Below are 25,514 nucleotides of genomic sequence, written 5' to 3'. Positions count from 1 at the left end.
AGCGGTAACTGATGAACTGATCTTGCTCGGGGGGTCAGCCTTGGCTGAAACGAGCACTGTACGGAGTCTCGTTGACACTCCACCAAAGAAGCGCCAGGACCCTCGGACCCCTCCTGGCCCTTCTTCTCGCGTGCCCTCTGGCACTGACCACCGCGGCGCCCGCACCCGCGGCCACGGACGCCGACTCCGTCCGGAACGAGGCGACTTACCCGGCGGGCACCTACCTCGTGAAGCTGGCCGACGAGCCGCTGGCGACGTACGGGGGCGGCTTGCGCGGCCTCAAGGGGACCGCCGCCAAGGCCGGCAAGCGACTCGATGCCGGCTCCGGCGCGGCCAAGTCGTATCTGCGGTACCTGGAACGACGCCGGGACGCGGTGCTCGGCGCCGTTCCGGGGATCGAGAAACAGTACGACTACGCGTACACGTTCAACGGGTTCGCGGCCGAACTCACCGGCGGGCAGGCGCAGAAGCTGGCGGCCGTGCCCGGTGTGGTGTCGATGACCCGAAACACGGTTCACCGAACCGCCGACGCCGCGCGCGACGCGCTGCCGTCCGATGCCCGGCCGGCTGCTTCGGTGCAGCCGGCCGCGAAGGCCGTCCCGGCCACGAGCACCGCGAAGGGCTCCTCCGGCACTGGCACCGGCACCGGCCACGCATCCCCGACCGCCCCGCTGCCCGACATCCCCGCGCTACTCGGACTGTCCGGGAAGAAGGGTCTGTGGGCGAAGGCCGGCGGCCCGGAGCGCGCGGGTGAAGGCACGATCATCGGGGTGATCGACAGCGGCTTCAACCCGGCCGAGCCGATGTTCGCGCCCCTGCCGGAGCCGCGGCCCGACGCGGCCGTCATCGCCAGGAAGTGGCACGGCACCTGCGACAGGGGTGATGCGAGCCGTCCCGAGTTCCGCATCACCTGCAACAACAAGGTGATCGGCGCCCGTTGGTTCCCTGACGGCCGATCCGACGACGAGGTGGACGCCCCCTCACCGCTGGACACCGATGGCCACGGCACGAACGTCGGCAGCATCGCCGCCGGCAACCACGCGACTCCCGTGTCGATCCAGGACGCCTCCATCGGCGGGCCCCTCAGCGGGGTCGCGCCGGCGGCCCGGCTGGCGTTCTACAAGGCCTGTTGGGGCGGCGGGTGCTTGGGCACGGCGCTCACAGCGGCGTTCGACAGTGCCGTGGCGGACGGCGTGGACGTGATCAACTTCTCCAACACCGGCGGGCTCCTCGACCCGTCCACTCTGGAGGCCATGCGGAACGCCGCCGCGGCGGGGGTGTTCATCGCCTCGTCAGCCGGCAACGGCGGCCCGCAGACGGTGGGCAACACCGCGCCGTGGAACACGACCGTGGCCTCCACCACGCACGACGCCGAGTACCGGGCGACGCTGAAACTGGGCGACGGCCGCAGCTTCACCAACGCCTCCTACAGCCCGGGCGTCCGCAGGACCGCGCTGATCCACGCCGCCGACGCCGCCGACGGCCGCACGGACCGCGCGAAAGCCGCGCTGTGCCTCGACGGCACGCTGGACCCGGCCAAGGTCCGGGGGAAGATCGTGGTCTGTGACCGAGGTGAGATCTTCCTGGACGAGAAGGTGACAGAGGTGGCCAGGGCCGGTGGCTCGGCGGTCGTCCTCGTCGCCACGCCGTCCAACGATCGGTACGCCTACGCCGATTGGTACGACCTGCCGTACCTGCTGCTGAACGAGAAGGACGGCCGGAAGGTGAAGGCGTACGCCGCCACCCGCGGCGCCACCGCCGCGTTCACCGGCAGCACCCGCGCTCCCCGGCAGGCCCCGGCGGTCCGCTACGACTCCTCCAGCGGCCCCGACCCCTTCAGCGACGGCGACCTGCTCAAGCCGGACATCGCCGCGCCGGGCGACTTCGTGCCCGCGGCCACCGTGTCGGACACCCCTGGCCGGCCGGGCGGTTACGACCTGATCTCCGGCACGTCGTTCGCGACGCCCTACATCGCGGGCATCGCGGCGCTGCTGAAGTCCCTGCACCCCGACTGGTCGCCGAGCGAGATCCGGTCGGCGCTGATGACCACGGCAACAACCACCGACAACAGTGGCGAGCCCATGGGACGGCGGGAATTGGGACGGCAGGACGCCGACTCGGCGAGTCCGCTCGACTACGGCGCCGGCTTCCCCCGGGCCGCCCGGGCCGCCGACCCCGGCCTGGTCTACGACTCGACTCCCGCCGACTGGAAGTCGTACCTGTGCGCCCTCGGCCAAGGACCGATCACGGACCGGGGCAACGACTGCACCACCGGCCGGCGCACCGACCCCAGCGACCTCAACCACCCCACCCTCGCGGTCGGCGACCTGGTCGGCCGGCAGACGGTCACCCGCACCGTCACCAACGTCTCCGCGCGGACCGCCTCCTACAAGGCGACGCTCCAGACGCCCGCCGGCTTCAAAGCCAGGGTCTCCCCGGAGCGGCTGACGCTGAGGCCGGGCCGGTCGGCGACGTACAAGGTGACCTTCACCCGCGGCGACACTCCCTACGACACGTGGTCCTTCGGGTCTCTCACCTGGAGTGACGCGCACAGCCGGCACCGGGTCACCAGCCCGCTGGCCCTGCGCGCCGCCCCCTTCCGCGCACTGCGCGAGATCACGGCGGACGCTGGCGGCTCCGGTTCCGTCACGCTCGCCGCGTACGCGGACCGGACCGGCGACCTGACCGCGACCACGACGGGCCTGTACGCGGGCGAGAAGATGACGGGCACGCTGACGGGAACCAACCAGGACAACGACTTCGCCAGCCACCCGAGCCCCTCGGACGCGGTCGCGAAGGTACGGATCCACGTACCGAAGGACGCCCCGTTCACCCGAGTGGCGGTCACCTCGGCCGACCACCTGCCCGGCAGCGACCTGGACATGTACGTCTTCGACGCCGACGGCAAGCCGTTCGGGAGCCTGCCGGGGAACGGCTCGGACGAGCAGAACGACCTGCCGCCCGGCGACTACGACGTCTACATCGTCCAGTACGCCCTCCCGCCCGGCGCGAGCGCCCAGTCCTACACCCTGTGGACCTGGCGGGTCGGCCAGGGCACCCCCGACGCCCCCGCGGAGGTGACCCCGGCCACCCGGCCGGTCAGCCCCGGCAAGGGCGCCGAGTTCACAGTGACCTGGCGCGGCACAGTCCCCGGCAAGCGGTACACGGGAGTCGTGGCGTACAGCGACGGCTCCACGACCGCGGGCCGCACGATCCTGACGCTGACTCCGTAACCGTGACAGACACCGCCCCGCCGGGACGACGGTTCCGGCGGGGCGGTGCCGCTCCGCGGTCACTCCCGCACCCCCCGCCGCTGACAGCGTGAGCCGGACGCTTGAGTCCGGTTTCAGTTCACGGTGAAGAAGTAGTCGTAGGGCGCCAGTTGGATGCCGGAGCGGGTCGTCGCGTAGACCGTGAGGTCGTACCAGCCGTCCGCGGCCGGGGTCCAGTCGATGCTCGCGGTGTGGTGGGCGTCCGCGGGGACCGTGACCTCCGGGTCGCCGTTGTTGAAGGTGTACGTGTAGCTCACGACATCCTTCACCTTCGGCGCGAACGTGAAGGTGCCCGGGACGCCGACGCCGCCGCCCGAACCGTTCTCGGGGTAGGCGTCGGAAGCGACGGTGGGAGTGGTGTCGTAGCTGATGCCCCACCAGGCCGCGTCGCTGACCCAGCCGTTCGCGCTCTTGCTGGTCACCTGGAGGTTCTCGCCGTGGATGCCGTCCAGCGTGAGCTCCGTGGTCGCCGTGCCGTCCGCCCCCGCCGCGACCTCGAAGGTCCTGTCGTTCTGACCGCCGATGGTCCGCACGGAGTAGCTCACGACCGGGCTCTTCGCCTGGAGCCCGGGGTCGGGACGGAGCGTGAACCCGGCCGGCTCACCGAACTCGGGTTTCGGGACGGCCGGGGTGACGGTAGGCGCCGTGGAGCTGACGAGGAAGGTGTAGCTGGTGATCGCCGACCCGCTGTAGGCCCGGTCCAGGCTGCGCACCCACAGCGTCATCGGACCGGAGCCGGTCGGCGGGACCAGGCTGAGCGTGGCCGAACCGCCGAGCGCGTCGGCGCGCTTGAAGTACTTCGTGTTGGAGTACGGGTCGACGGGCTGCGGAATACCGTAGTCACCGATGCTCGTGCCGATGACCGGCAGGTCCGGCTGCCAGGAGAACTCGAACCCCTCGACGTCGTCGACACCGCCCGCGCTCAGCGTGAACTCGACCGGCTCGCCGCCCTCGTTCCACACGTCCGGCGGGTAGTTCGGCGAGGTGATGGTGGGCGCGTTCGCCGGGCCGGTGTTGTCGGCCGTGACATAGCAGGGCGCCGACCAGTCCGAGACCGCGTCCCCGACCACCGTCTGCGCCTGCCACGCGTAGGTCTGCCCGTCGGCGAGAGCACTGGCGGGCAGGGTGGCGGGTGCCTCGAAGCCGGGGGTGACGCGGTCACGGGTGACCGTCGTGATCCGTGTCGGATCGGTGACCGGCCAGGCCTGATACCGCACGCCGACGCGGGAGTTGCCGGTGGCGCCGGTGATCCCGGGGATACCTTCGACCACGAGGCCGTCGTCGGCCGAGTGGTACGAGGGCCGGTCCGCGTCGGTCGAGCAGTGCCGGTTGCCGTTGAACAGCTGAGTCGGCGTGGTGGGCGTTCCGTCGGCCGCGCTCGCGGGCGACGCGGCGGCGGTCAGTGCCAGGCCGAGGGTTCCCAGAGAAGCGAGGACAGCACGGGGTCTCGCGCCGAAGGACATGGTCAAGTGATCCCTCCCGTTTGGACGCCCGCACGTGGTGCCCTATGCGCACTGTTGTGCGAGCAGCGAGCGAATCGTACTGGGGTGCCGCAGGCCGACGCATGAGGATTTAAGGGGAGCCGAGGTCATTGACCTGGGGTTTCAATCTGGAGCGGGTGACGAGAATCGAACTCGCACTCTCAGCTTGGGAAGCTACGGCTCGTGCGTGGCCTCCATGGCTCTGACCAGGTCAGATTCGATGTGCTAGGGCAGATTCGATGTGCTGTGAAGGTGCCGCAGTCTGGTGGTACCCCTGTCGGCTGTGGTTGTCCGCTCTGAAGGGGCACGCCATGGGCACGACGTTGCCTGAGGGGGCGATTGTTGCGTTGAGTGGCCTGCTCGGTGTTTGGGTGTCGGCAGCGCGCAGCGCGACTGAACGCAGCTGTTGCGGTTGCACATGGCCGCCGAGCCTCAGTCCTGTCCGGGAGAGCGCGAGATCTGGGCCCGACTCCATAGCGCTGGGATACAGCACTCAGTCGCAAGATTTACGGGGTTCCACGCTCGCGATGGCCGTCCACGGCAAAGAAACCTTGCCGCTCGTCTTGGAGCTGATCTCCACGTGTTGTTGGTCAGCAAGAATCAACTCCCCGCACACCACACGCGTGCCGGTCCTCACGACGACCGGATGCGTGCCGGAATCCTGCGTCGTCACCCATGCGACGACGAGCGCCCCGACCACAAGGATCACCCCGAGGACACAGCAGAGGGAGGCCCAGGCGACCGCCCGTGTGACCCGGGCTGCTTCCTGCTCGGTCCAGCGGCGCAAGGCCTGCCCGCCCAGGAGGATCTCGCGTTCCGGGGCCCCATGCGCCGCCCGTACGGCCAGGAGCGAGCCCATGGTCAACAGGGCAAAGGCGGTGAACAGCAGTCCGGTCGCGGTGGCGCGGGCCACAGAGGGCAGGTCGGCGAGATTGTCACGGCCCTTCAGCAGTACGAGGACGGCGAGCAAGGCTGTCAGCCCCGTGAGGCCGGTGCGCCATCCTTCTGCCTGCCTGCGCAGTTCTGGAAGCCTGGTGAACTCCAGGTCACGGGCGAGTTCGGCCCAGCGGCGGTCGGAACGGGTACTCATCGCCGGATCCGCCAGCTCGCGCCACACCCGAGGTACGACGTGTCCGGTGGACACTGCGGATGCGTGTGACCGCACTCGCACAGGTGCACCTCCGCCAGCAACGGATCCGGCCCTCCCACCGCCCTCGGTGTCGTCCCTCTCCCGAAGAGCAGGCTCAGTCCGCCCTTCGACCCTGTGCCGGGACGGGCCCACGGGAACAGGGTTCTTGTCTCGCCGTGACAGCGGGGACACGCTCCCGCGACGATCATTCCCCGTCCGTCCGGGGCGGGTTGCTGGGTGAACAGGTAGGCGTTGATCTCACCGGCATCCTCGTCGGCGTACGGCAAGGTGTGATCGTGCCGGTCGGTCCTTGTCATGGCTTCTCTTCCATCTCGTCGGGTCCCTCGCGCAGCTCGACGGCGGGCTCGAACCGGAGTCCGAACAGGCCCGCGTATGTCTCCAGGCGTCGGCGCACCCAATCGGGGGTCTCACCCACCGCCCTGGCGCATAGCTCGATCCGGTCCTGCCCGACCGGGCCGCTCAGAACGGGAAGTTTCCCGTCGAGGCACTCGGAAAGGATCGCCACATCCTGCCAACCGGGCGTGACGTCGGGTACGTCGGTGATCGACGGCGGTGTTCCCTCCAGGGCGAGGTACGGCGTGATGCGCCGCTGCCACGTGTGCCGTACCGACTCGCCGAGACGGCCGGCGACGCTGACCAGATCGAGCGGCAGCAGTGGGGAGTCGGGTGCCGAGACGCGGTACGCCGGATCGACCGCCACGGCGTCGTGGGCGGTGGGTACCGCGTCTGGCAGAGCGGCCTCCGCCTCGGCGGACAACTCCGGCACGAGCGCACCGATGGCCCGCAGAGGGGCCAGTGCCCGGTACGCCGTACGCGCACCGAGGTTGCGGTCACGGGCAAAGGTCACGAGCCGGTGCGCGGTGAGCGGAGCCCAGTGAGGGGTATCGAACCACTCGTAGTCCACATCATCGTGCGGCCCGTCGGCGATCAGCGCGGCTGTCTCTTCCCCGGTCGGGATGAACTTCCTCAGCTCCCCAGGTGGGTGCGGGGCCACGAGATCGGTGCTCAGCCCTAGGTTCTGGGCTTCCCGGTGCGCGGTGTCCCAGAGGACCGACAACTGCTGCCGGAGCCGCTGGCTGCCGGTGAACAGCACGGCTGAGGTCGCCGGCACGGGATAGTCGGCACCGTCCCAGCTCGGATCCTCCCCAGAGAACGCGTACCTGCTGGGAGTGGGCAGATCGTCCCAGGCGCACAGGAGTCCCGCCGCGTCCGGGAGAGCCACTCCGGCCTCTCTCAACTCAGCTGCGGACCAGGACAGTTCTTCCCACGACGTGTCGTGTGAGCGGACGAACGCGAGATCCCTGAGTGAGACGCCGTTCTCCAGACGGATGTCCGACTCGTGCAGCCACCGGACGAGGTTGCCCGTGTCGGGTGAGGGGACCACGTCCCGTCCGGACGAGCGCTTGGTGTAGCGCCGACGGTGGACCACGCCGAGGGCTTCCGTCTCGCGGGCCAGGACGCGTTCGGCCTCCCAGACGGAGATCTCCCACTCCGCGGCCAGTTCGATGGCGGCGGCCCAGGGCAGCACGGGACAGCCATCGAGGCTCTGCACGATGAAGCGGCGCAGGACGGGCAGCAATTCGGCCGGCACGGCGTCCCACCGCGCGGCCAGGACCGGATCGGGCACGGGGCGGCCCAGCCAGGCGAACTCGGCCATGCGCCGCCGCACTTCGCCCGCGTCGACGCCGGTCGCGGCGGCAATCACTGGTACGTCCCAGGGGTGTATGGCGGGCCGCCAGCGGTGCTTGTCCTCGTGAAGGTAGAGAAGATTCAACTCGTCGTCTGTGCATACATGGTCGCGGAGGTGGTCCGGCACGGCGTGCAGCGGCTTGTCAACGAACGGCACGTACCGGGCGCATGCCTCGGCCAGCTTGCCCAGCGGCTCGTGGAACGTGGCGGAGGCTCGGGCGACACCGGAGAGATCCCCGGGCGGGTGCCGGTAGTAGATCTCGTTGGCGGCCCGTCGCTTGGGTGGCAGGGGGTGTCCCCATGCGGTGTCGGCGAGGCCGTCCAGCGGATTGGGCTCACTGCCCAGGAGCCCCTTGATGACGTACCAGTCGGTGGAGTCCGGTTTCCAGTCCAGATCGCCGTCACCGAGGACGGCCGGCCCCGCAAGCTGCGGATGGGAGATGCGCATGCCCCGCGTTGCGTGGAGTACCTCCGCCACAGTCGTCTTCTGCTCGTGGGCCACCAGGACTGCCGTACGCCAGTCGCCGTCGACCTTTTCCGCGATGGCCGACCACCCTGCCTGTGGCACGGGGTAGCCCGACAGGGACAAGGGCACCGCTTCCTCCAGGCTCCGGAACCCAGGACGGAGGGCGGCCAGCCGCCAGGGTCGGATCATGGTGGAGAGCTTCTTCTCCTCGTGACGCCCGGGCCGGCTGTCCAAGGAGGCGTCCAGCCCAAAGCAGCCGACCTCGTCGAGGCTCACCTGTCGGCCGAGGCCGTTCGACGCGAACACACCTCTTCCCCGCAGGGCCTCCCACAGAATGCGGACGATCGAGGGTTCGCGCGACTCCATGTTCCACAGCCATGCCAGGCTCAGTTCCGCCCCGTCGGGGAACACTTGGGCGCCTTGCCGGAACTGCTCCTGTGCCCAGAGGACGTCGTAGCTCTCCAGTTTCTTGCGGTTGACGCTGAGTTCACCCGCGTGCGCGCCCGACAGATTGAGCACGTACCCGAACGTCCGTTTGCTCGTGGCGATTCCGTCGCACACGATCGCCCCGTCGCCCGAGACCCACCACAAGGTGCCCGGCACCGCTTCGACGGCGAACCGGGTGGAGAACGAGCCAGGCCCCTCGCCGGACTTGAGGCGTCCGGGCAGCCAGGTCTCCTCGGTACCGTCCTGGTCGCGCACCTCCAGCCGGAACTCGCTGAGCAGGACCAGAGAGCGCAGCACGGACACGGCGGAGTTCCCGGGCAACATTCCCGCGTGGCGCAGGCGCAGTCGGACGCGTGTTCCGCCGTCGGGCAACGCTGTCCCGCCGCGCTCGTCGTCCTCCCGGACCCGGAAGAGACTGCCGCTCACCGGGATCTCGACGCGCAACGCCTTCTCGGCCGGGCGACCGTCCGGTCCGACCGGTCGGGTCACGATCGTCATCTCGTCGGCGAGCATGAAGTAGCTGAAGACACCTATGCCAAAACGGCTGTTGGGGTAGAGCCGCAGCGAACTGTCGTGGCGCAGCCACAGCGCCTGCTCCCGGCGGAAGGAATGCGACTGGTCGAAGCGGCGGCCGGCCCGGGTGAAGGTGGTCTTCAGCTGGTCGACGGTCATACCGACCCCGTTGTCCACACACTCGACGTACGGTCCGCGGCTGTCCTCGCCCATCTCGATGCGGATCCGGCCCGCCCACTTCGATGGTTCACGGCCGAGATCCCGCAGGTACCGGACGCGCATCTCCCGGTAGCGGCAGGCGTCCATGGCGTTCTGGTACAGCTCCCGCAGCGCGAGTTCGGGCTCGCCGTCGTACAGCTTGTCGCCCATCAGCAGGCGACGGATCTCGGTCTGCGCCAGCGAGAAACGTGCGAGCGGTACGTCGTATGCGTCCGTGCCGTGCTCACGGTCCGGCCGGAGGCGGTGGTCGGACAGTCGCGCGGGGAGCCCCCGGAGCAGCGCGGCCTCGTCCTGCGGGAGGTGGCGGGCCGTCTCCCGCAGGACATACCCGAGATCGTCGGCGTCCTCGACGACGGAGGCGAGTGCCGCGTGGATCGCCGGATGCGGGCAGACCGCGTCCAGATGGAGATATGAGGGAGTGCTCCCGTCCTGCTCGAAGTCCCAGAGGGCGTCCCTCAGCACCGTGATCACCTCGTGAGGGACCACCGGATCGGAGACGGAGAGATGCTCCGCGAGGACTTCCGGCAGACACCGGGTGTCGAAGGCGAGCAGCCCCGCGAGCCGCAGCAGCGCCGCGAGGGGCCGTACGCGCAGGCGCCACGGTGTTCTGCGTACGACGTGGCGGTCCGGCGGCAGCCGCTGGTCGTCCTGTGGAGCCCCGAGGACGAGGCCCGCGGCGATCGCGCGCAGCGCGGTGGACAGCGCTCCCGCCCGGCTGCCGAGCCGCTCGCCCGCCGTCGGCGGTGCCATGTCGAGGAGCTGGGCAACGAAGCCGTCGGCCAGCACCGCGGGCACGGCTTCCTCTTCGGTCGCGAACCGCTCCTCGATCCAGCGGTGGACCAGCCACAGCGTGACGGCGTGCCGGTCGTCCTCGGGATCCAACAGCCATAGGTACGAGTCCGTGAGCTTCTCGGTGATCTGGGGGTAGTGCTCGGTGATCTGCTCGTAGTGCCGCCGTTGATCGTCGGCCTTGTCGTCGCGCCACACGAGTTGCGGATGGAACTCGGCGGCCTGGCTCAGCCGCTCGGCCCAGGCGGTCTCGTGCAACAGGACGCCGGCGATCAGCGCGGTGACCTCCAGGGCGGACAGTTCTGCGTCCTTGGGAAGGAGCAGCGGGAGGCGGTCGGCCAGCAGCCGTACCGGATACTCGTCGTCGGCCCACGGATCGGGCAGCCGTTCCTGAGCCCGGTGGACGTGGCGGGCGGCCTGCGTGGCCAGGGTGGACAGACAGTCCTGCAGATGAGCAACGGTTTCTGTGTCGCAGTCCGGGACCCGTTCCCAAAGGGCCGGTGTGCGCACGGCGTCCTGCCACGCCTGCAACAGCCGTCTGCCCTTGGCGACGCCCAGGGACCTGGTCTCCTCCGCCAGGTCGTTCCCGTAGTGGATCAGTACCGCCTGTGACCCGGCCTGCGCCCGTATCGCGAGCGCCTGGGTGTCGCGTCTGGTCTTCTCATACACCTGCTCCACTGTCGTGGCCTCGGTCAGCGGGTCGAAGGCCAGCGCGAGCGACGAAGTGAAGAAGCTGCCGGTCTCCGCGAAACCGCTGAGCTCACCTGGGCCGCAACTGGTCATCATGGCGAAGCCACTGCGTGGCGGACCCTTGACGACGTTGCTGCCGAAGTCAGGGGTTTGCTCGCCCTCTGCCCGACGGCAGGCGTCGATCAGCCACAGCACGGTCCCGGCCGAGCAGTTGGCCAGATATGGGCTGATGTCGGCTTGCAGGAGCGACTCCCGTATATGGGGTTGTTCCCACCCGGCTTCTTTGTCGCCGCATTTGGCAGGGGCTCGGGCGTCAGAAGGCACCAAGTAGTCGGTCGTGCCGATCCGGACGCCGTGCCCGCTGAAGTAGAGGAGCAGTGTGCTGCCCGGCGGCGCGCTTGCGGAGAGGTCGGAGAGGCGCTCGGTGATCTCGTTCCGCGCGGGATTCAGCAGGGTCTCCACCGCGTAGCCGCTGCCTTGCAGTGCGTCGCCCAGGACCCGCAGATCGGCATCGACCGCAGCGGCCAGGGCGGGAAGAAGGTGATCCGCACCCGGATTCTCGCCCACGCCGATAAGCAGGGCTATGCGTCTGTGGTCTTCCATTCGGCCCCCCGAGTTCCCCTCCAACCCACCCATGCTTTCACCTGGCTTCGCCGTGCGTCGGCCAGCCCGTGAGAACGCCACGATGATCTGCCAACGCCGCGACCACGAACGGCATCGCGGGGTGCCGCCCACAAACGTCCATGCCGACCCCGAGGATCTGGCGTTCCTCTAGGAGGCGGCCCAGCGTCGGGGCATAAGCGGGGCCGAGATCATTCGTCAGGGGTTCACCTCGCGGCGATGGCGAGCCGGGTTTGGGACGAGCCGCTGTTCTCGCGAACCTTCGTGGGGCCGGGCCGTACGCTGTCCAAGGCCAAGATCCGTGACGCGGTCGCCGACGCGGTCCGACGGGAGACGGATCCCGGAACTGCCGCGTGATCATCGTCATCGCGGACACGTCTGGCCTCCTGGCTGCTCTTGACTCGACCCACTCGGAGCATCGGAGCGAATCAGGCGATCACGTCCGCCAGGCTCCTGCTCCTGTCCCCGCTACTGCGGGCGGAAGTCGACCACGTGTCCTCACGCGAGTTGGGCCGGTGCCGGATCGCCATGCCGGAGATCACGGACGATTACATGGGTGCTGCCCAGTCCGTCCGTGCTTGTTACCGTGTGTTGGAAGTCGACCTAGCCGACGCCGTGAACGTGGCGCCAGCTGCGGACTATGACACCGACGCGATCCTGGCCCACGGCCGACGCGACTCCGCGCCGTTCGCCCCTTGAGCAGGCACAGGACTTTTCGGGTCCTGCCCGACGACCTCCCGATGTGACGAGGGCGCTCGATACCGAAGCTCCGGCGGCTGAAAACGACTTCGGTAAGAATCGCCTCTGTTGCGTACGCGCTGACGGTCAGATCTTCTCGGGGACGAGCGGGCTGAGGTCCTTCTGGCGCGGGAGGTTCCGTTGCGAAGTGCGAATCCGCAGGTCAACGCTGCTTTTCGAAGCTGGGCGTGTTACGCGTGCGGCCGCCGCTCGACACTTGTGCCCTTCGCGTGCCCGATCTTCGTGCCCCTGGAAGGCTGGAAACTGCCGAAAAATCCCCGGCAAAACATAAACCCCAGGCCACTGACCTGGGGCTTCAATCTGGAGCGGGTGACGAGAATCGAACTCGCACTCTCAGCTTGGGAAGCTGATGTTCTACCACTAAACTACACCCGCGTAAGACGCCGACCGGGGCCCTTCGGGCCGTTCGGAGCGGTGTCGGAAACGCGGATTCACCATACCTCATGCCTGGCCCCCGGCGCTGAAGCCGTGGGGCCAGATGCTGTTTCGGGGGGTGGACGGGGCTGCGGGGCGCGGGAGTTGGGGCGTACGGTGGAGGGGTTGAAGAGGGGTCGGGCGGGATCGGAGTGCCGCCTGGAGGACCGTCTCCTTCGTCCCGTAATGTGGCTTTCGTCGTCAGCCAGACGCGGCTCTTGGGGAAGGGACTCTGAGGACTTGATGGAACGCAGCACCGTCGTCCGTTGTGCCGAAGGGCACGTGTTCAGCACCGCTTCGCTTCCGATGCAGCAGGCCGACCGGCTTGGTCCCGGTCGGCTGATCCGTTGCCCCCGTTGTGCCCGGCTCCGCAATGTCGTGCCGGTGGAGTTCGAGAAGCGGTAACAAGCAGGCACAGCCGTGCGGGCCCGCCACGATCGCCGGATTGTGGCGGGCCCGCACGCTCTGCGTATCCTCGGGGCGTGCTTCTCTCTGACAAGGACATCCGGGCCGAGATCGACGCCGGGCGGGTCCGCATCGGTCCGTTCGACGAATCCATGGTGCAGCCCTCGAGCATCGACGTGCGGCTCGACCGCTACTTCCGGGTGTTCGAGAACCACCGCTACCCCCACATCGACCCGTCCGTCGAGCAGGCGGACCTCACGCGGCTCGTCGAGCCCGAGGGGGACGAGCCGTTCATCCTGCATCCCGGAGAGTTCGTCCTCGCCAGTACGTACGAGGTCATCACGCTTCCCGACGATCTGGCCTCGCGGCTGGAGGGGAAGAGTTCGCTCGGGCGGCTCGGGCTCGTCACCCACTCCACCGCCGGGTTCATCGACCCCGGGTTCTCCGGGCACGTGACCCTGGAGCTCTCCAACCTCGCCACGCTTCCCATCAAGCTCTGGCCGGGCATGAAGATCGGGCAGTTGTGCATGTTCCGGCTCAGCTCGCCGGCCGAGTTCCCGTACGGCAGCGACCGATACGGGTCCCGGTACCAGGGGCAGCGCGGGCCGACCGCCTCGCGGTCCTTCCTCAACTTCCACCGGACCCAGGTCTGAGGGGATGAGCGTGTCCGTGTCCCAGGTGCGCGAGAACCTCACCTACGAGCGGTTCGGCACCGCCGTCCGCGAGCTCGCCCAGACCATCGCCGACGACGGGTACGAGCCCGACATCGTGCTCTCCATCGCGCGCGGCGGTGTGTTCGTCGCCGGCGGGCTCGCCTACGCGCTCGACTGCAAGAACATCCATCTTGTGAATGTCGAGTTCTACACGGGAGTCGGGACCACTCTCGAAATGCCCGTCATGCTCGCTCCCGTCCCGAACGCGATCGACTTCTCCGACAAGAAGGTGCTGATCACGGACGACGTCGCCGACACCGGCAAGACGTTGAGGCTCGTGTACGACTTCTGCGTCGACGCCGTCGCCGAGGTGCGCAGCGCTGTGATCTACGAGAAGTCGCAGTCGTTGGTGAAGTGCGAGTACGTGTGGAAGCGGACCGATGAATGGATCAACTTCCCGTGGAGTGTCCTGCCTCCGGTGCATAAGTCGGGGGAAGCGGCCAAACCGAATATGGAAGCGCTCTGACCTGACCTGAGCTGAGCTGACCTGACCTGAGCGGTCCGCTGGCGCTGAAACAAATTCGTGGTGAACCGTTGGCCAACGGTTTATGATCCCTCTGGTCGATTGATCAATTGACCGATCGAAGAATCCCGTGGGGGGACATTCATGCGCACATCCGCGCGCCTTGCCATGCTCGGCACCAGCGTCGCGCTGGTCGCCACCGCGATCGGTGCCACCGCCGCCCAGGCGGCGGACGGCGGGAGTGGCAACATCACGATCGACAAGGTCGTCGTCAACGGCGGCAAGCCGGTCGTGGTCGGTACCACCAAGGTGGTGTCCGCCAAGGTCTCCGTGACCGCGTCGGACGACTCGGGCATCGCCAGGACCACGTACATCAGCGCCTTCGGTCCGAATCCGAACTACGCGCAGATCTGGTACGACGACGGCGACATCACCTGCGTCGAGGCGAGCGCCACCACGTCGACCTGCACGGGCACGCTGACGTTCGACCCGCAGGCGGCGACCGGCTTCGTCGGCAACAGCGCGGCGGCCACCTGGAACCTCGGCACGCTGGTCTCCGCCAACGACGCCAACTACATCCACCGGGACGCGGCCACCAAGTTCAAGGTGCAGCGCCTCTCGCGGCTCACCACGAACGCCGCGCCCGAGCCGGTCAAGAAGGGCAAGATCATCACGGTCACCGGCCTGCTGTCCCGGGCCAACTGGGACACCGGCAAGTACATGGGCTACACCCAGCAGAAGGTGACCCTGCAGTACCGCAAGAAGACCGCCAGCACGTACACCGACGTCAAGACGGTCACGTCGTCCTCGACGGGTGCCCTGAAGACGACGGTCACCGCGTCCGCGGACGGCTACTTCCGCTACAAGTTCGCCGGCACGTCGACCACCCCGGCCGTGACCTCCACCAGCGACTTCGTGGACGTCCAGTAGCCATGTACTGAAGGTGTTTCGGACGGTAGACGAACGGCCCCCGACCAGGCAGATCGGTCGGGGGCCGTTCTCGTGCGCGCGCAGGAGGTGCGCCCGGTCGGAATAAAGAAACGCTTGCGTTTCTATCGGGACCGTCGTAGCTTAGCTGTACGAAACGGTTTCGTATCGACGGGTGGTCCGGATCATGTGCAGTCACAGCAGCGCGCAGGCCGCGTGATGACGGTCTCCCCGGTGTTCCTGGCCGTCGCCCTCTCCCTGGTCTCCGCGATCGCCTACGCCGCGGCCGCCGTGGTCCAGGAGCGGACGGCCGCCGATACGGCGGATCTGCGCGGCACGCTCGCCCGCGGCTCCTGGTGGTGGTCCGTCGTCCTCAACGGCGGCGGCGCGCTGCTGCACGTGGTCGCCCTGCGGTACGGGCCGCTGACCCTGGTGCAGCCGCTCGGCGCGCTGAGCCTCGTGGTGGCGGTGCCGCTGGGATCGCTGGTCGCCCGCCGCCGGACCTCGGGCACGCAGTGGCGCGGCATGGCACTCACCCTCGCCGGACTGGTCACGCTGCTGACCGTCACCGCCTCCGGTGGCGCGCCGGACGACTCCCTGCGGACCGGCGAGGTCCTCATGGTCGCGATGGCCGCCCTCGGCGTCATCGCGGTGCTCGTCTCCTTCGCCTCTGGCGGCACCGCCCGGGCCGGCCTCGCCTTCGCGGCGGCCTCCGGCATCGCCTCCGGGGCCGGTTCCACGCTGGCGCAGAAGCTCGCGGTCGGGGCGGCGCCGTCCTGGAGCGTGGCGCTGGTGGCGGTCCTGACCGCCGGGTTCGCCGTGGCCGGAGTGCTGCTCGCGCAGAAGGCGTACCGCAGCGGCCTGGGCGGTCCGCTCGCGCTGCTCACCCTCGTCAACCCCCTCACCGCGTCCGCCGTCGGCATCACGCTGCTCGGCGAGGGCTTCCAGTACGGCGGGACCGGCATCGTCCTCGCCCTCGCCGGTGCCGTGGCGGCGGGCCGTGGCGTGATCCTGCTGAGCCGCCCGCAGCCCGGCCAGGACGTTCCGCCCGCCCACCCCGCTCACCTCGACGGCGGCGTCGACGGGCTGCCCGCGCCACGCCGGACAGGCCGGGCCGCCTCGCCGGGCCTGCGACCTGCCCGCCTGTTCCGTACCGCGCTGCCGTCCCCCGCACGGAGGGGTGCGGTCGCCACCGACCTCGCCGATATCACCGACCTCACTGACTTCACCGACATCGTCAGCATCACCGGCATGAGCCGGGCACTCTGAGACAAGACGGAGAACGCGACTGTGACCACTGCGACTTTGACCACCGCGACCCCGGCCATTCTTCAGAACACCCTTCGGACCACCCGGCAGACCAGCCTCCAGAGCCCTTTCCAGAACTCCCTCGGGACGACCGTGCGCGCCGCGGGACTGGTGGATGTGCCCGCCGTGGTGCGCCTGTTCGTGCCGCCCCAGTCCTCGACCTTGACCTCGTGCCCGTCCTCGTCTGCGTCCTCACCCTCGTCCTCGGGCGACTCCGCCGTGGACTGGGAGCAGGCGCAGCGCGCGATGCGGTTGATGCTGGCCCACTACGCGCTCGAGGACGGCCAGGTGTGGGTGGCCGAGCGTGCGGACGGGCGGCTTCTCGCGGCCGGTATCTGGCTGCCGCCGGACACCGAGGCCGAGCCGCCCGACACGCGCTTCAGCAGCCTGCTCTCACGTGAGCTCGCCGCCGGCCCGCAGGGCCGCCCGGTCCTGCCGGCGGGGCTGAGGGAGGCGGGGCCGGGCGGGCCGCACTGGAAGGTGGTCATCGTCGGCGAGCTGGACGACACCAGCGCCTGGGACCACGCCGTGGCCGCCGACCTGCTGACTCCGGGGCTGCGCGCCATCGACGACCGGGCGGCCGCCGCCGTCGCGATCACGATGTCCGCCCGTCACGCGGACCAGCTGCGGCCGCTCGGATTCCGTCGGCCGCGCGAGGTCCGCCCGGTGCCGGGCGCGAGCGTGTGGCTGACGGTCCGTGGGGCCATGGAGACCGCCCACACTCACTGAGGTTCGCAGAGCACCGTGACGCGCTGGACCGCGTTGTTGCCGAAGCCGCCGCGGTTCCAGGGCTGGGTGACCGGCTGGGTGTCGCCCTCGGCGTCCGTGGCGCGGGCCGTCAGGACATGGGTGCCGGGGGTGGCCGTCCAGGGCGCGTGCCAGTGGCGCCATGCCCAGGAGTGGGAATGGGACCGGGAGTGGCGGTCCTGCGGGGCGAGTTCCGCCTCGTACCAGGTGTCGCCGTCGTCAGTGCTGACCTCGACCTTCGTGACGGGAGCGCGGCCCGACCAGGCACGGCCCTCCAGCCGCAGCGGACCGGGGCGTACGACCCTGGTGCGGGACATGAAGTCCGGGAAACCGGGCGGGACCATCAGCGCCCGGGGCGCGATACGGGTGACCGGGGTGCCGGGGTCGTCCGGGGACTGGCGGTAGCGGTACGCCACTGCCTGCTGGAAGCCGGTGAACGGTGTGTCGGTGAGGGTGATGTCGCGCAGCCACTTCACATGGGCCATGCCGTACCAGCCGGGGACCACCAGGCGGACCGGGTGGCCGTGCTGCGGAGGGAGCGGGGCGCCGTTCATCTCGTATGCGACCAGGACCTCCGGGTCGGTGGCCGTGGCGTCGGCGAGGGTCAGGCTGCGCGCGTAGTCCTGTTCCACACCGCGCTCCACGCCGTGGTCGGCGCCCGTGAAGACCGCCTCCACGGCGTCCGGCTCCACACCGGCCTCGGTGAGCAGCGTCCGCAGCGGTACGCCGGTCCAGTCGGCGGTGCCGACCGCCTCGACCAGCCAGGGCTGGCTCACGGGGCGCGGGGTGAGGCGGGCCCGGCCGTTGCCCGCGCACTCCATGGTCACCCGGTGGGTGACGGGCGGGAACGCGCGGAGGGCCGCCAGGTCCAGGGTCAGGGGTGTGCGGACCCGGCCGCCTATGGTCAGCGTCCACGCGGCGTCCAGGACCGGCATGTCGTAGTGGGTCAGGATGTAGTGCAGCCCGGGGGGTGTGACGTCGTAGCGCAGCGCCTCCAGGGGGAGGCCGTGGTTGCGGGCCGCGAGGCCTAGTTCCTCGTGGCTGATGCCCTCGGTGGGGTCGGCGACGCGCCCCGGTGTGCTGATGGCATCCAGCGATCCACGTGAATCCGCTGTTCCACGTGAAACCACCTGACTCGCCTGATCTGTGCGACTGTCCATGGCTCCATGGTGCTACCGGCGACCGGCCCGGGCACCCTCTTCGGCCCCGTCCGCGATTGCAGGCACTCCCGAGCGGCGAGACCCTGGACATGTCAGCCCAGTGACGTGCGCGTATGACCGGACAAGACGAGACAAGACCGCACCGGGGGCCTCGCGAGGAGACGATCACCATGGACGACACCACACGGGAGGCGATGCGGTCCGCACTCCGCGGCCCGGTCATCGCTCCGCAGGACCCGGGGTACGACGAGGCCCGCGCCATCTACAACGCGATGATCGACCGGCGGCCGGCCGCCTTCGTGCGGTGCTCGGACGCCGGGGACGTGATGAACGCGGTCGACTTCGTCCGTGACCACGGGCTCGAACTCGCCATGCTCGGCGGCGGACACAGCGGCCCCGGGCTGTGCCTGGTGGACGACGGAGTCACCCTCGACCTGTCGCCGATGCGCTGGGTGCGGGTCGACCCGGTGGCGAAGACCGCGCAGGTCGGCGGCGGCAGCACGCTCGGCGACCTGGATCACGCCGGACACGCCTTCGGACTGGCCACGCCGGGCGGGATCATGTCGACGACGGGCCTCGGCGGTCTGACGCTCGGCGGCGGGCACGGTTACCTCACCCGCAAGTACGGGCTCACGGTGGACAGTCTGCTGTCCGCGGACGTCGTCCTCGCCGACGGCAGCTTCGTCACCGCGAGCGCGACCGAACACCCGGATCTGTTCTGGGCGCTGCGCGGCGGGGGCGGCAACTTCGGCGTCGTCACGTCCTTCACCTACCGGCTGCACCCGGTGCACTCCGTGGGCGTCGGGATCACGGTGTGGCCCGTCGACCACATCGGTGAAGTGCTGCGCTGGTACCGCGAGTTCATGCCGCAGGCGCCCGACGATCTGAACGGCTTCTTCGCGGTGCTCGCGGTGCCGCCCGGGCCGCCGTTCCCGGAGGAGCTGCACGGGCACCGGATGTGCGGTGTCGTGTGGTGCTGGACCGGTGACCTGGCGCTGCTGGAGCGGACGCTCGCGGTGGTGGGCGACGCGGGCCGGCCGGCCTTCCACTTCACGACCCCGATGCCGTACCCGGCGCTGCAGAGCATGTTCGACGGGCTGATCCCCAAGGGCCTGCAGTGGTACTGGAGCGGCGACTTCTTCGACCGGATCACGGACGAGGCGATCGACATCCACCTCAAGTACGGCGAGAACCTCCCCACCGACCTGTCGACGATGCACCTCTACCCGGTCGACGGCGCCGCCGCCCGGGTCGGCCACGACGACACGGCCTGGAGCTACCGCGACGCCGTCTGGTCCGGCGTCTTCGCCGGCATCGACCCCGACCCGGACAACGCCCAGCTGATCAGGCAGTGGTGCGTCGACTACCGGGAGGAGCTGCACCCGTACTCGATGGGCGGCGCGTACGTGAACTTCATCGGCCCGGGCGAGGGCCGCGAGCGGGTCAGGTCCACCTACCGCGACCACTATGACCGGCTCGCGGAGATCAAGCGGATCTACGACCCGCGCAACCTCTTCCACGCCAACCAGAACATCGAGCCGGCGTCCTAGAACGTACCGACGAGCTAGAACGTCCCCAGCTTGATGATCGACAGCAGCGCGATCAGCTGGATCGCCGACGCGCCCAGGGCCTTCGGCCACGGCAGGTCGTGCGACTTCTTGACCATCAGCGTGAACAGCACGCCGGCCGCCACCCAGGTCGCCCAGCCGAGGAGCTGCACGAACGAGGCGTCGCCGCCCGCGAACATCGCGACGACAAGACGCGGCGCGTCCGTCAGCGACATGATCAGCATGGAGAGGCCGACCGTGGGCTGCCAGGCGCCGTCGCCGCCCAGCTGGCGGGCGAGGGTGTGGGTGACCACGCCCAGGATGAACGAGCTGAGGACGATCGCGACCGCGGTGGTCAGCACGATCGGGACGGCCGAGGAGAACGTCGCGTTGATGACGTCCGCGCGGGCGCCGTCGAAGCCGAAGACCGCCAGCAGGCCGTAGAGGAACGTCACGATGAGGGCCGGGCCCCACATCGTGTAGTCGCGCATCTGCAGGAACGTCTGGTTCGGGCGCATGACGACGCCGCTCAGCAGTTCCTTCCAGTGCAGCCGCGGGCCGACCGGCGGCGCGGCCGTCTGGCCCGCGCGGTAGGTCCCGCCCTGGTTGTACGGGTCCTCGCCGACGGAGAACGCCGTGGTGTGCCCCGGCTGGTTGGCCGCGTACGGGTCGGGCCCCTGGTTGTGGTGGTCGTGGTCGCCGAAGTACTCCGGCTCACCGTGCCCGTTCGCCTGGGGCCACTGCTGCGGCCCGTTGCCGCCGCCATGACCACTGCCGCCGCCGTGACCGCCGCCATGGCCGCCGTACTGCGGCGGCTGCTGCTGCGGGTACGGCTGAGGCGCGGGAGGGTAGCCGTACGGCGGGCCGCCCTGAGGGGCCTGCTGTCCGTACGGCTGCTGCCGCGGGTTCTGCCGCGGAGGCGCTTGCTGCGTGCGGTTGTCCCGGCCGCGTCCGATCCTGAATCCAGCCACGTAATCGAACGTACCCGGTCCCGCCGAGTGGCGTGCCGGGCCCGGGGCATCGGACCCGGCTTTGCTGCCGAGCTGTGACATCCCTTAAGGGGTCTGCCCTGCGTTTTTCAGTGAGTTCTCAGTGGCTGCTCAGGGTTTTGCCGTACGTGAGTGCGGTTGACGGGGCGGGCAGGCCCAGCTTGGCGGGGGTGAAGGCGTGGGAGCCGTTGACGGAGGCCGAGGGGAGCACCCACACACCGCCCGACGAGGCGTTCTCACCGGGGGAGCCGACCGTCAGGTCCTGGCTGCCGTCGTGATCGTAGTCGCCGGTGGCGACGGCCGCGCCGAAGGCGTCGCCCGCCTCCGCGGCTCCCGGGATACGCGGGGTGTTCTGGTTGTACGCCACCGAGTGCCCCTCCCCGTACGCGTCCACCAGGCCGGTCCCGCCGCCCAGGAGCAGGGTCGCGGCGCCCGCCCCCGCGCGGGTGCCGATCGCCTCGCCGGGGGCGCCCGCGATCAGGTCGTCGCGCCCGTCGCCGTTGATGTCGGCGACGGCGAGGGCGGCGCCGAAGCGGTCGCCGGTCTCGGCGCGCCCGTACACGCCGACGGTGTCCTGGTTGAGGGTCTGCGCGCGGCGGCCGAAGCCGTACGGCTCCGCGGTGCCGTAGTGGACGTGGATGCCGCCGCCCTTCGCGAACTCCTCGGGCCCGCACGGGTCGTCGATGTTCTCGTCGGCGATCTCGCGGCACTCGCCGAGGGCCAGGTCGTCGTTGCCGTCGCCGTCGAAGTCGCCGGCCGCGAGCGCGGAGGCGGCCGCGTTGTCCGTGTTCCAGGTGTTGGCCATGCGCTGCTCCGCCGCGTCCCACGCCCACAGCCGTACGTGCGACTGGGTGTAGGGGGCGTCGACCGTCCAGTAGGCCAGCGCCAGGTCCGCCGTGCCGTCGGCGGTGAAGTCGCCGGTGGTCATGATCGGGGCACGGCCGCCCATGGGGGTGGCCAGGACGGTGGTGAGGATGCCGTCGGCGGTGCGCAGGACGACCTTGTCCCTGCCGCCGATCACGATGTCCCGGCTGCCGTCGCCGGTCAGGTCGGCCGCCGCGACCGACCAGCCGTACGCCGACGACGCCGACGGGCCGATGAGGACGTTGGCCCCCGGACCAGGACCGCCCTTCGCGCCGCCCACGACGGCGACTGCGCCCGCGTCCGCGCCGCGCCCGGTGACGTCCTCGCCGGGGGCGCCGACGAGCAGGTCGGCGATGCCGTCGCCGCTGGTGTCCGTCAGGGCCACGGAGGCGCCGAAGCGGTCGCCTGCCTCCGGTGTGCCGGGCACTTCGGCGGTGGCCTGGCTGATGCGGATGCTGCCGTGGGAGCCGACCCCGTTGCGGCCGCCCCAGACGATGTTGACGTACCCGGCTCTCGCCTTGCCGCCGACCGCGGCGTCGGGCACGCCGACGGCCAGGTCGGCATAGCCGTCGCCGTTGAAGTCGCTGGGCACGGGCCGGGGCGCGGTGGCGGCTCCGGCCGGGGTGAGGGTCCCGGTGAGGGCCAGTCCCGCGGTGGCCGCCGCGGCGACGGCGGCGGCGAGGGTGTGGTTCCGTATGCGCACGGGGGCTCCAGGGGCTGGGGAGGGGATCCGAAAGCTTGGATCGCTTTCGGTTCACCTGTGTGACACCTGGAGGGGGTGTGGGGTTGCACCGGGGCATGTGTGTACGCGAAAGCGACGAGCCCGGCACGATGGTCGCCGCCACCGGTACCGGACTCGCCGCGCTCATACGCCGCCTACGCCACCTACGCCGCGGCGAGCGTCACTGAAGCATCCCCTCGATGACGTCGTTCTCCGCGGAGACGGCGCCTGTGGAGGTGATGCCCCGCGACGTCCCCGGCAGGCGCAGTGCGCCCTCGGTGCCCGTCACGTACAGGGCGCCGCCGCGCAGGCGGACCGTCGCGCCGAAGGAGTCGTCGGCCGTGAGGGCACCCGGGACGCCGGCGGAGTTGCGGGCGAACCAGTGCGAACCCGTGCCCGTGAGGCCGGCGGCGCGCCCGTACAGGACGTGGACGCCGCCCGCGTACTCCTTGCCGTCGATGGTCTCCCCGTACGCGCCGACCGCCAGGTCCTGGTAGCCGTCGCCGTTGACGTCACCTGCCGAGACGCTGTCGCCGAAGGAGTCGTACGTCTCCGGCGTGCCCGCGACGCCGCCGGTGGCCTGCGTGAAGCGGGCCGAGGCCGACGGGCCGGCCGAGCCGCCGTACCAGACGGAGACGCGGCCCCGGTACTTGGAGTGCAGCGGCGTGCCGACGGCGATGTCTCCGTAGCCGTCCTTGTCGAAGTCGGCGATGACGCCGTCGCCGCCGCGGTCGGCCTCGCCGCCGTTGCCGTTCACCGACTCCAGGCGGAGGGTCTTGCCGGAGGTGAGGGTGGCGCCGCCCTTGACGAACCAGGCGTCCGAGGCGATGTACGAGTCGCTGACGACGTCGCCGATGACGACGAGGTCGGTCTTGCCGTCGCCGTTCACCTTGCCCGCGACGACGGCGGTGGAGTAGAAGCTGGTCGAGGGCTTGTCGAGGGTCGTGACCGAGCCGTGGACGCCGGAGCGGTTGACGGCGCCGCGGTAGACGTACGTCTTGCCGGCGTTGACGAGGGCCAGGTCCTTCTTGCCGTCGCCGTTGAAGTCGCCGGTCGCGAGGTCCGAGCCCATCCGGCTGTACGAGTCCCTGGGCGCCTTGTTCGGGACGGTCGTGCCGCCGGACAGGCCGGTCGCGCTGCCCCACAGGACGGTGACCGCGCCCTGGTCCTTGCGGCCGTCCACGTCCTCGCCGGTGGCGGCGACGGCGAGGTCGGCGTACCCGTCGGCGTTGAAGTCGGCGGGGGAGCGGACCTCGCCGAACATGTCGTCCGACTCGTCGGCACCGGGGACGCCTGAGCTCGCCTGGTCGATGAACTGGGTGCGCGCGCCGGGTCCGTTGGCGGTGCCGAAGGTGACCTGGACGCCGCCGCCCCTGCTGGCGCCGTCGGGACCGTAGGAGTAGACGGCGTAGTCGCGGTAGCCGTCGCCGTTGTAGTCGTCCGCGTACTTGGCGGCCGCGGCGGAGGCCGGGGCGGTCAGGGTCAGTGGAGTGAGGCCGGCCGCCAGGAGGGCGGCCAGGGCCGTGCTGGTGCGGATACGCATGTGGAGCTCCCGGTCAGCCGATGAGGTTGGCGCCGAACGCGCTGTACGTGTACGGCAGGTTGAACGCGCCGGGGCCGAAGCCGCGGTCGCCGGTGGCGGAGATGCCGGTGCCGTCGGAGAGCATCGCGGTGACCGCGCCGACGCCCTCGCCCTCGAAGGCCGCGGAGACCGTGTAGTCGGCCTTGCCGTCGGCGTTGACGTCGGTCAGCAGGACCTCGGAGCCGAAGTAGTCCATCGCCTCGGCGGAGCCGGGGACGCCGGAGGATGCCTGCGAGAGGGTGCGGGCGCCGGTCTCGGAGATGCCGGACGCCGAGCCCTGGAGGAGGACCGTGGAGCCGGTGTCCTCGGTGGTGCCGATGTCCTCGAAGATGACGCCGACGGCCAGTTCGCCGTAGCCGTCGCCGTTCACGTCCCCGATGGAGAGCGCGCTGCCGAAGCCGTCGCGCGCCTCGTCCGCGCCGGGCACGCCCGGCGAGTCCTGGGTGAGTGCGGCCATGGGCGCGTCGCCGTTGACCGGGCCGCCCGCCGAGCCGCGTACGACCGTGACCTTGCCGCCGAGGCTGCCGTCGTGGTCGTCCTCTGCCGTGAACACGTTGCCGACGGCGATCTCGCCGAAGCCGTCGCCGTCGATGTCGCCGATCGCGATGGAGGTGCCGCCGGGCAGGGCGCGCGGCACGGAGGTCTCCAGGCCGGTGGAGGTGCCGAGATACGCGACGCCCTTGGACCAGGTGTTGGGACCGTCCTCGATCAGTTCGGTCCGGTACGTCAGCACGAGGTCGGCCTTCCCGTCGCCGTTCGTGTCGCCGGCCTTGATCGCGTCGGCGCCGTACGGGGAGGTCTCGGGCAGCGCGATCCGCTGGGCGGCGCCCGTCGTGCCGGAGCGGGTGAAGCCGCCCTTGACGACGTACGCGTGCGAGGCGGTCGTGCCGGCCGCCAGGTCGGGCCTGCCGTCGCCGTCGAAGTCGCCCGCCGTCAGGACGCGGCCGAACTCGTCGTGCGCGGAGACCGCCGGGTCCTTGACCGTCGTACCGCCCGCGAGGCCGTTCGCGCCGCCCCACAGGACGGCGACCGTGCCGCCGTCCACGTCGGTGCCGACGTCCTCGCCGGACGCGCCTACCGCGAGGTCCGCGTAGCCGTCGCCGTCGAAGTCGGCGATCGCGAGGGCCGAGCCGAAGGTGTCCTCGGCCTCCGGGGTGCCGGGCACGCCGGCCGAACTCTGGTTGATCACCGTGCGGTTGGCGGGGTCCAGGCCGGTGGCGCCGCCGTAGACGACGGCCACGTAGCCGGCCATGACCTGGTCGCCGACCTTGGCGTACGGGGCGGCGAAGGCGACGTCACCGTAGCCGTCGCCGTTGAAGTCGCCCTTCAGACCGGCGGGGGCCGCCGAGGCGGTGGCGGGGAGGGCGGTGAGGAGGCCGGTGGTGAGGGTCGCGGCCAGGAGGAGGGTGCGCTTGCGCAAGGCGGGACTCCGGGAGTGGGCGAGGCCGGGCCCGGCACCTGTGGGATGCCGGGCCCGACCGAGGGGTGAGGGAGGGCTGAGCGGCCTTGGTGAAGTCCGGTGCGGAACCGCGCCCCGTAAGGGGCGCGGGGCTGTGACATGTGCGGCTCCGCCGCGTG

General features: G+C 70.3%; 15 protein-coding genes, 1 tRNA gene and 2 pseudogenes. 9 read left to right on the top strand and 9 right to left on the bottom strand.

Annotation, left to right across the window (positions count from 1 at the left end; translation table 11 throughout):
* Positions 1-71 precede the first annotated feature (71 nt).
* Entirely contained in the window at positions 72-3,233 is a 3,162-nt protein-coding gene (locus tag AB0I18_RS27285) for a S8 family serine peptidase (RefSeq protein WP_363108218.1), read from the top strand.
* 113 nt (positions 3,234-3,346) lie between these two features.
* On the opposite strand, the gene AB0I18_RS27280 is transcribed toward AB0I18_RS27285, so the two are convergent.
* The 3 genes from AB0I18_RS27280 to AB0I18_RS27270 form a co-directional block, all read right to left on the bottom strand.
* Positions 3,347-4,735 (bottom strand): hypothetical protein, encoded by a 1,389-nt coding sequence (locus AB0I18_RS27280; protein ID WP_363108227.1) that lies wholly within the window; start codon positions 4,733-4,735, stop codon positions 3,347-3,349.
* 511 nt (positions 4,736-5,246) lie between these two features.
* Positions 5,247-5,843, bottom strand: coding sequence for a hypothetical protein (locus AB0I18_RS27275; RefSeq protein ID WP_363108217.1), 597 nt, complete (start codon positions 5,841-5,843; stop codon positions 5,247-5,249).
* Between the two features lie 352 nt (positions 5,844-6,195).
* A complete protein-coding gene (locus AB0I18_RS27270) occupies positions 6,196-11,319 on the bottom strand; it encodes a caspase family protein (RefSeq protein WP_363108216.1) in 5,124 nt (1,707 codons plus the stop codon).
* Positions 11,320-11,401: 82 nt separating this feature from the next.
* On the opposite strand from AB0I18_RS27270, the pseudogene AB0I18_RS27265 reads away from it, so the two are divergent.
* Together AB0I18_RS27265 and AB0I18_RS27260 are read left to right on the top strand one after the other, a co-directional pair.
* Positions 11,402-11,694, top strand: a pseudogene (locus AB0I18_RS27265) (hypothetical protein).
* Positions 11,691-12,083: pseudogene (locus tag AB0I18_RS27260) on the top strand (VapC toxin family PIN domain ribonuclease). The pseudogenes AB0I18_RS27265 and AB0I18_RS27260 overlap by 4 nt, the downstream one beginning before the upstream one ends.
* 314 nt (positions 12,084-12,397) lie before the next feature.
* Here AB0I18_RS27260 and AB0I18_RS27255 read toward each other — a convergent pair.
* A tRNA-Gly gene (locus AB0I18_RS27255) sits at positions 12,398-12,471 on the bottom strand.
* 521 nt (positions 12,472-12,992) lie between these two features.
* On the opposite strand from AB0I18_RS27255, the gene dcd reads away from it, so the two are divergent.
* From dcd to AB0I18_RS27230, 5 genes are all read left to right on the top strand, one after another.
* Positions 12,993-13,568: a dCTP deaminase gene (gene dcd / locus AB0I18_RS27250; protein WP_363108215.1), complete on the top strand. Its 576-nt coding sequence runs from the start codon at positions 12,993-12,995 to the stop codon at positions 13,566-13,568.
* 4 nt (positions 13,569-13,572) lie between these two features.
* Positions 13,573-14,094, top strand: a complete 522-nt coding sequence (locus AB0I18_RS27245; protein WP_363108214.1) for a phosphoribosyltransferase — start codon at positions 13,573-13,575, stop codon at positions 14,092-14,094.
* Positions 14,095-14,235: 141 nt separating this feature from the next.
* Positions 14,236-15,021 (top strand): calcium-binding protein, encoded by a 786-nt coding sequence (locus AB0I18_RS27240; RefSeq protein WP_363108213.1) that lies wholly within the window; start codon positions 14,236-14,238, stop codon positions 15,019-15,021.
* A gap of 216 nt (positions 15,022-15,237) precedes the next feature.
* Complete coding sequence (locus AB0I18_RS27235) at positions 15,238-16,287, top strand: hypothetical protein (RefSeq protein ID WP_363108212.1); 1,050 nt, start codon at positions 15,238-15,240, stop codon at positions 16,285-16,287.
* Positions 16,288-16,308: 21 nt separating this feature from the next.
* Complete coding sequence (locus tag AB0I18_RS27230; RefSeq protein ID WP_363108211.1) at positions 16,309-17,055, top strand: hypothetical protein; 747 nt, start codon at positions 16,309-16,311, stop codon at positions 17,053-17,055.
* On the opposite strand, the gene AB0I18_RS27225 is transcribed toward AB0I18_RS27230, so the two are convergent.
* Positions 17,049-18,233, bottom strand: a complete 1,185-nt coding sequence (locus tag AB0I18_RS27225; protein WP_363108210.1) for a sulfite oxidase — start codon at positions 18,231-18,233, stop codon at positions 17,049-17,051. The genes AB0I18_RS27230 and AB0I18_RS27225 overlap by 7 nt on opposite strands.
* Positions 18,234-18,403: 170 nt before the next feature.
* On the opposite strand from AB0I18_RS27225, the gene AB0I18_RS27220 reads away from it, so the two are divergent.
* Positions 18,404-19,783, top strand: coding sequence for an FAD-binding oxidoreductase (locus AB0I18_RS27220; protein ID WP_363108209.1), 1,380 nt, complete (start codon positions 18,404-18,406; stop codon positions 19,781-19,783).
* A gap of 14 nt (positions 19,784-19,797) precedes the next feature.
* Here AB0I18_RS27220 and AB0I18_RS27215 read toward each other — a convergent pair whose 3' ends face one another.
* From AB0I18_RS27215 to AB0I18_RS27200, 4 genes are all read right to left on the bottom strand, one after another.
* On the bottom strand, positions 19,798-20,832 hold the full coding sequence (locus AB0I18_RS27215; RefSeq protein WP_363108208.1) for a Yip1 family protein: 1,035 nt from the start codon (positions 20,830-20,832) through the stop codon (positions 19,798-19,800).
* 37 nt (positions 20,833-20,869) lie between these two features.
* Complete coding sequence (locus AB0I18_RS27210) at positions 20,870-22,336, bottom strand: FG-GAP repeat protein (protein ID WP_363108207.1); 1,467 nt, start codon at positions 22,334-22,336, stop codon at positions 20,870-20,872.
* A 199-nt stretch (positions 22,337-22,535) separates the two neighbouring features.
* The gene (locus AB0I18_RS27205; RefSeq protein WP_363108206.1) at positions 22,536-23,897 is read right to left on the bottom strand and encodes an FG-GAP and VCBS repeat-containing protein; all 1,362 of its coding nucleotides are present in this window, start codon (positions 23,895-23,897) and stop codon (positions 22,536-22,538) included.
* 13 nt (positions 23,898-23,910) lie between these two features.
* Positions 23,911-25,356: an FG-GAP-like repeat-containing protein gene (locus tag AB0I18_RS27200; RefSeq protein WP_363108205.1), complete on the bottom strand. Its 1,446-nt coding sequence runs from the start codon at positions 25,354-25,356 to the stop codon at positions 23,911-23,913.
* Between the last annotated feature and the right edge of the window lie 158 nt (positions 25,357-25,514).

Origin of the sequence: Streptomyces sp. NPDC050704, assembly GCF_040654355.1 — a bacterium.
Lineage (GTDB): Bacteria > Actinomycetota > Actinomycetes > Streptomycetales > Streptomycetaceae > Streptomyces.
Note: the sequence above shows the minus strand (reverse complement) of the source record. Positions and strands in the feature narration are given on the sequence as shown.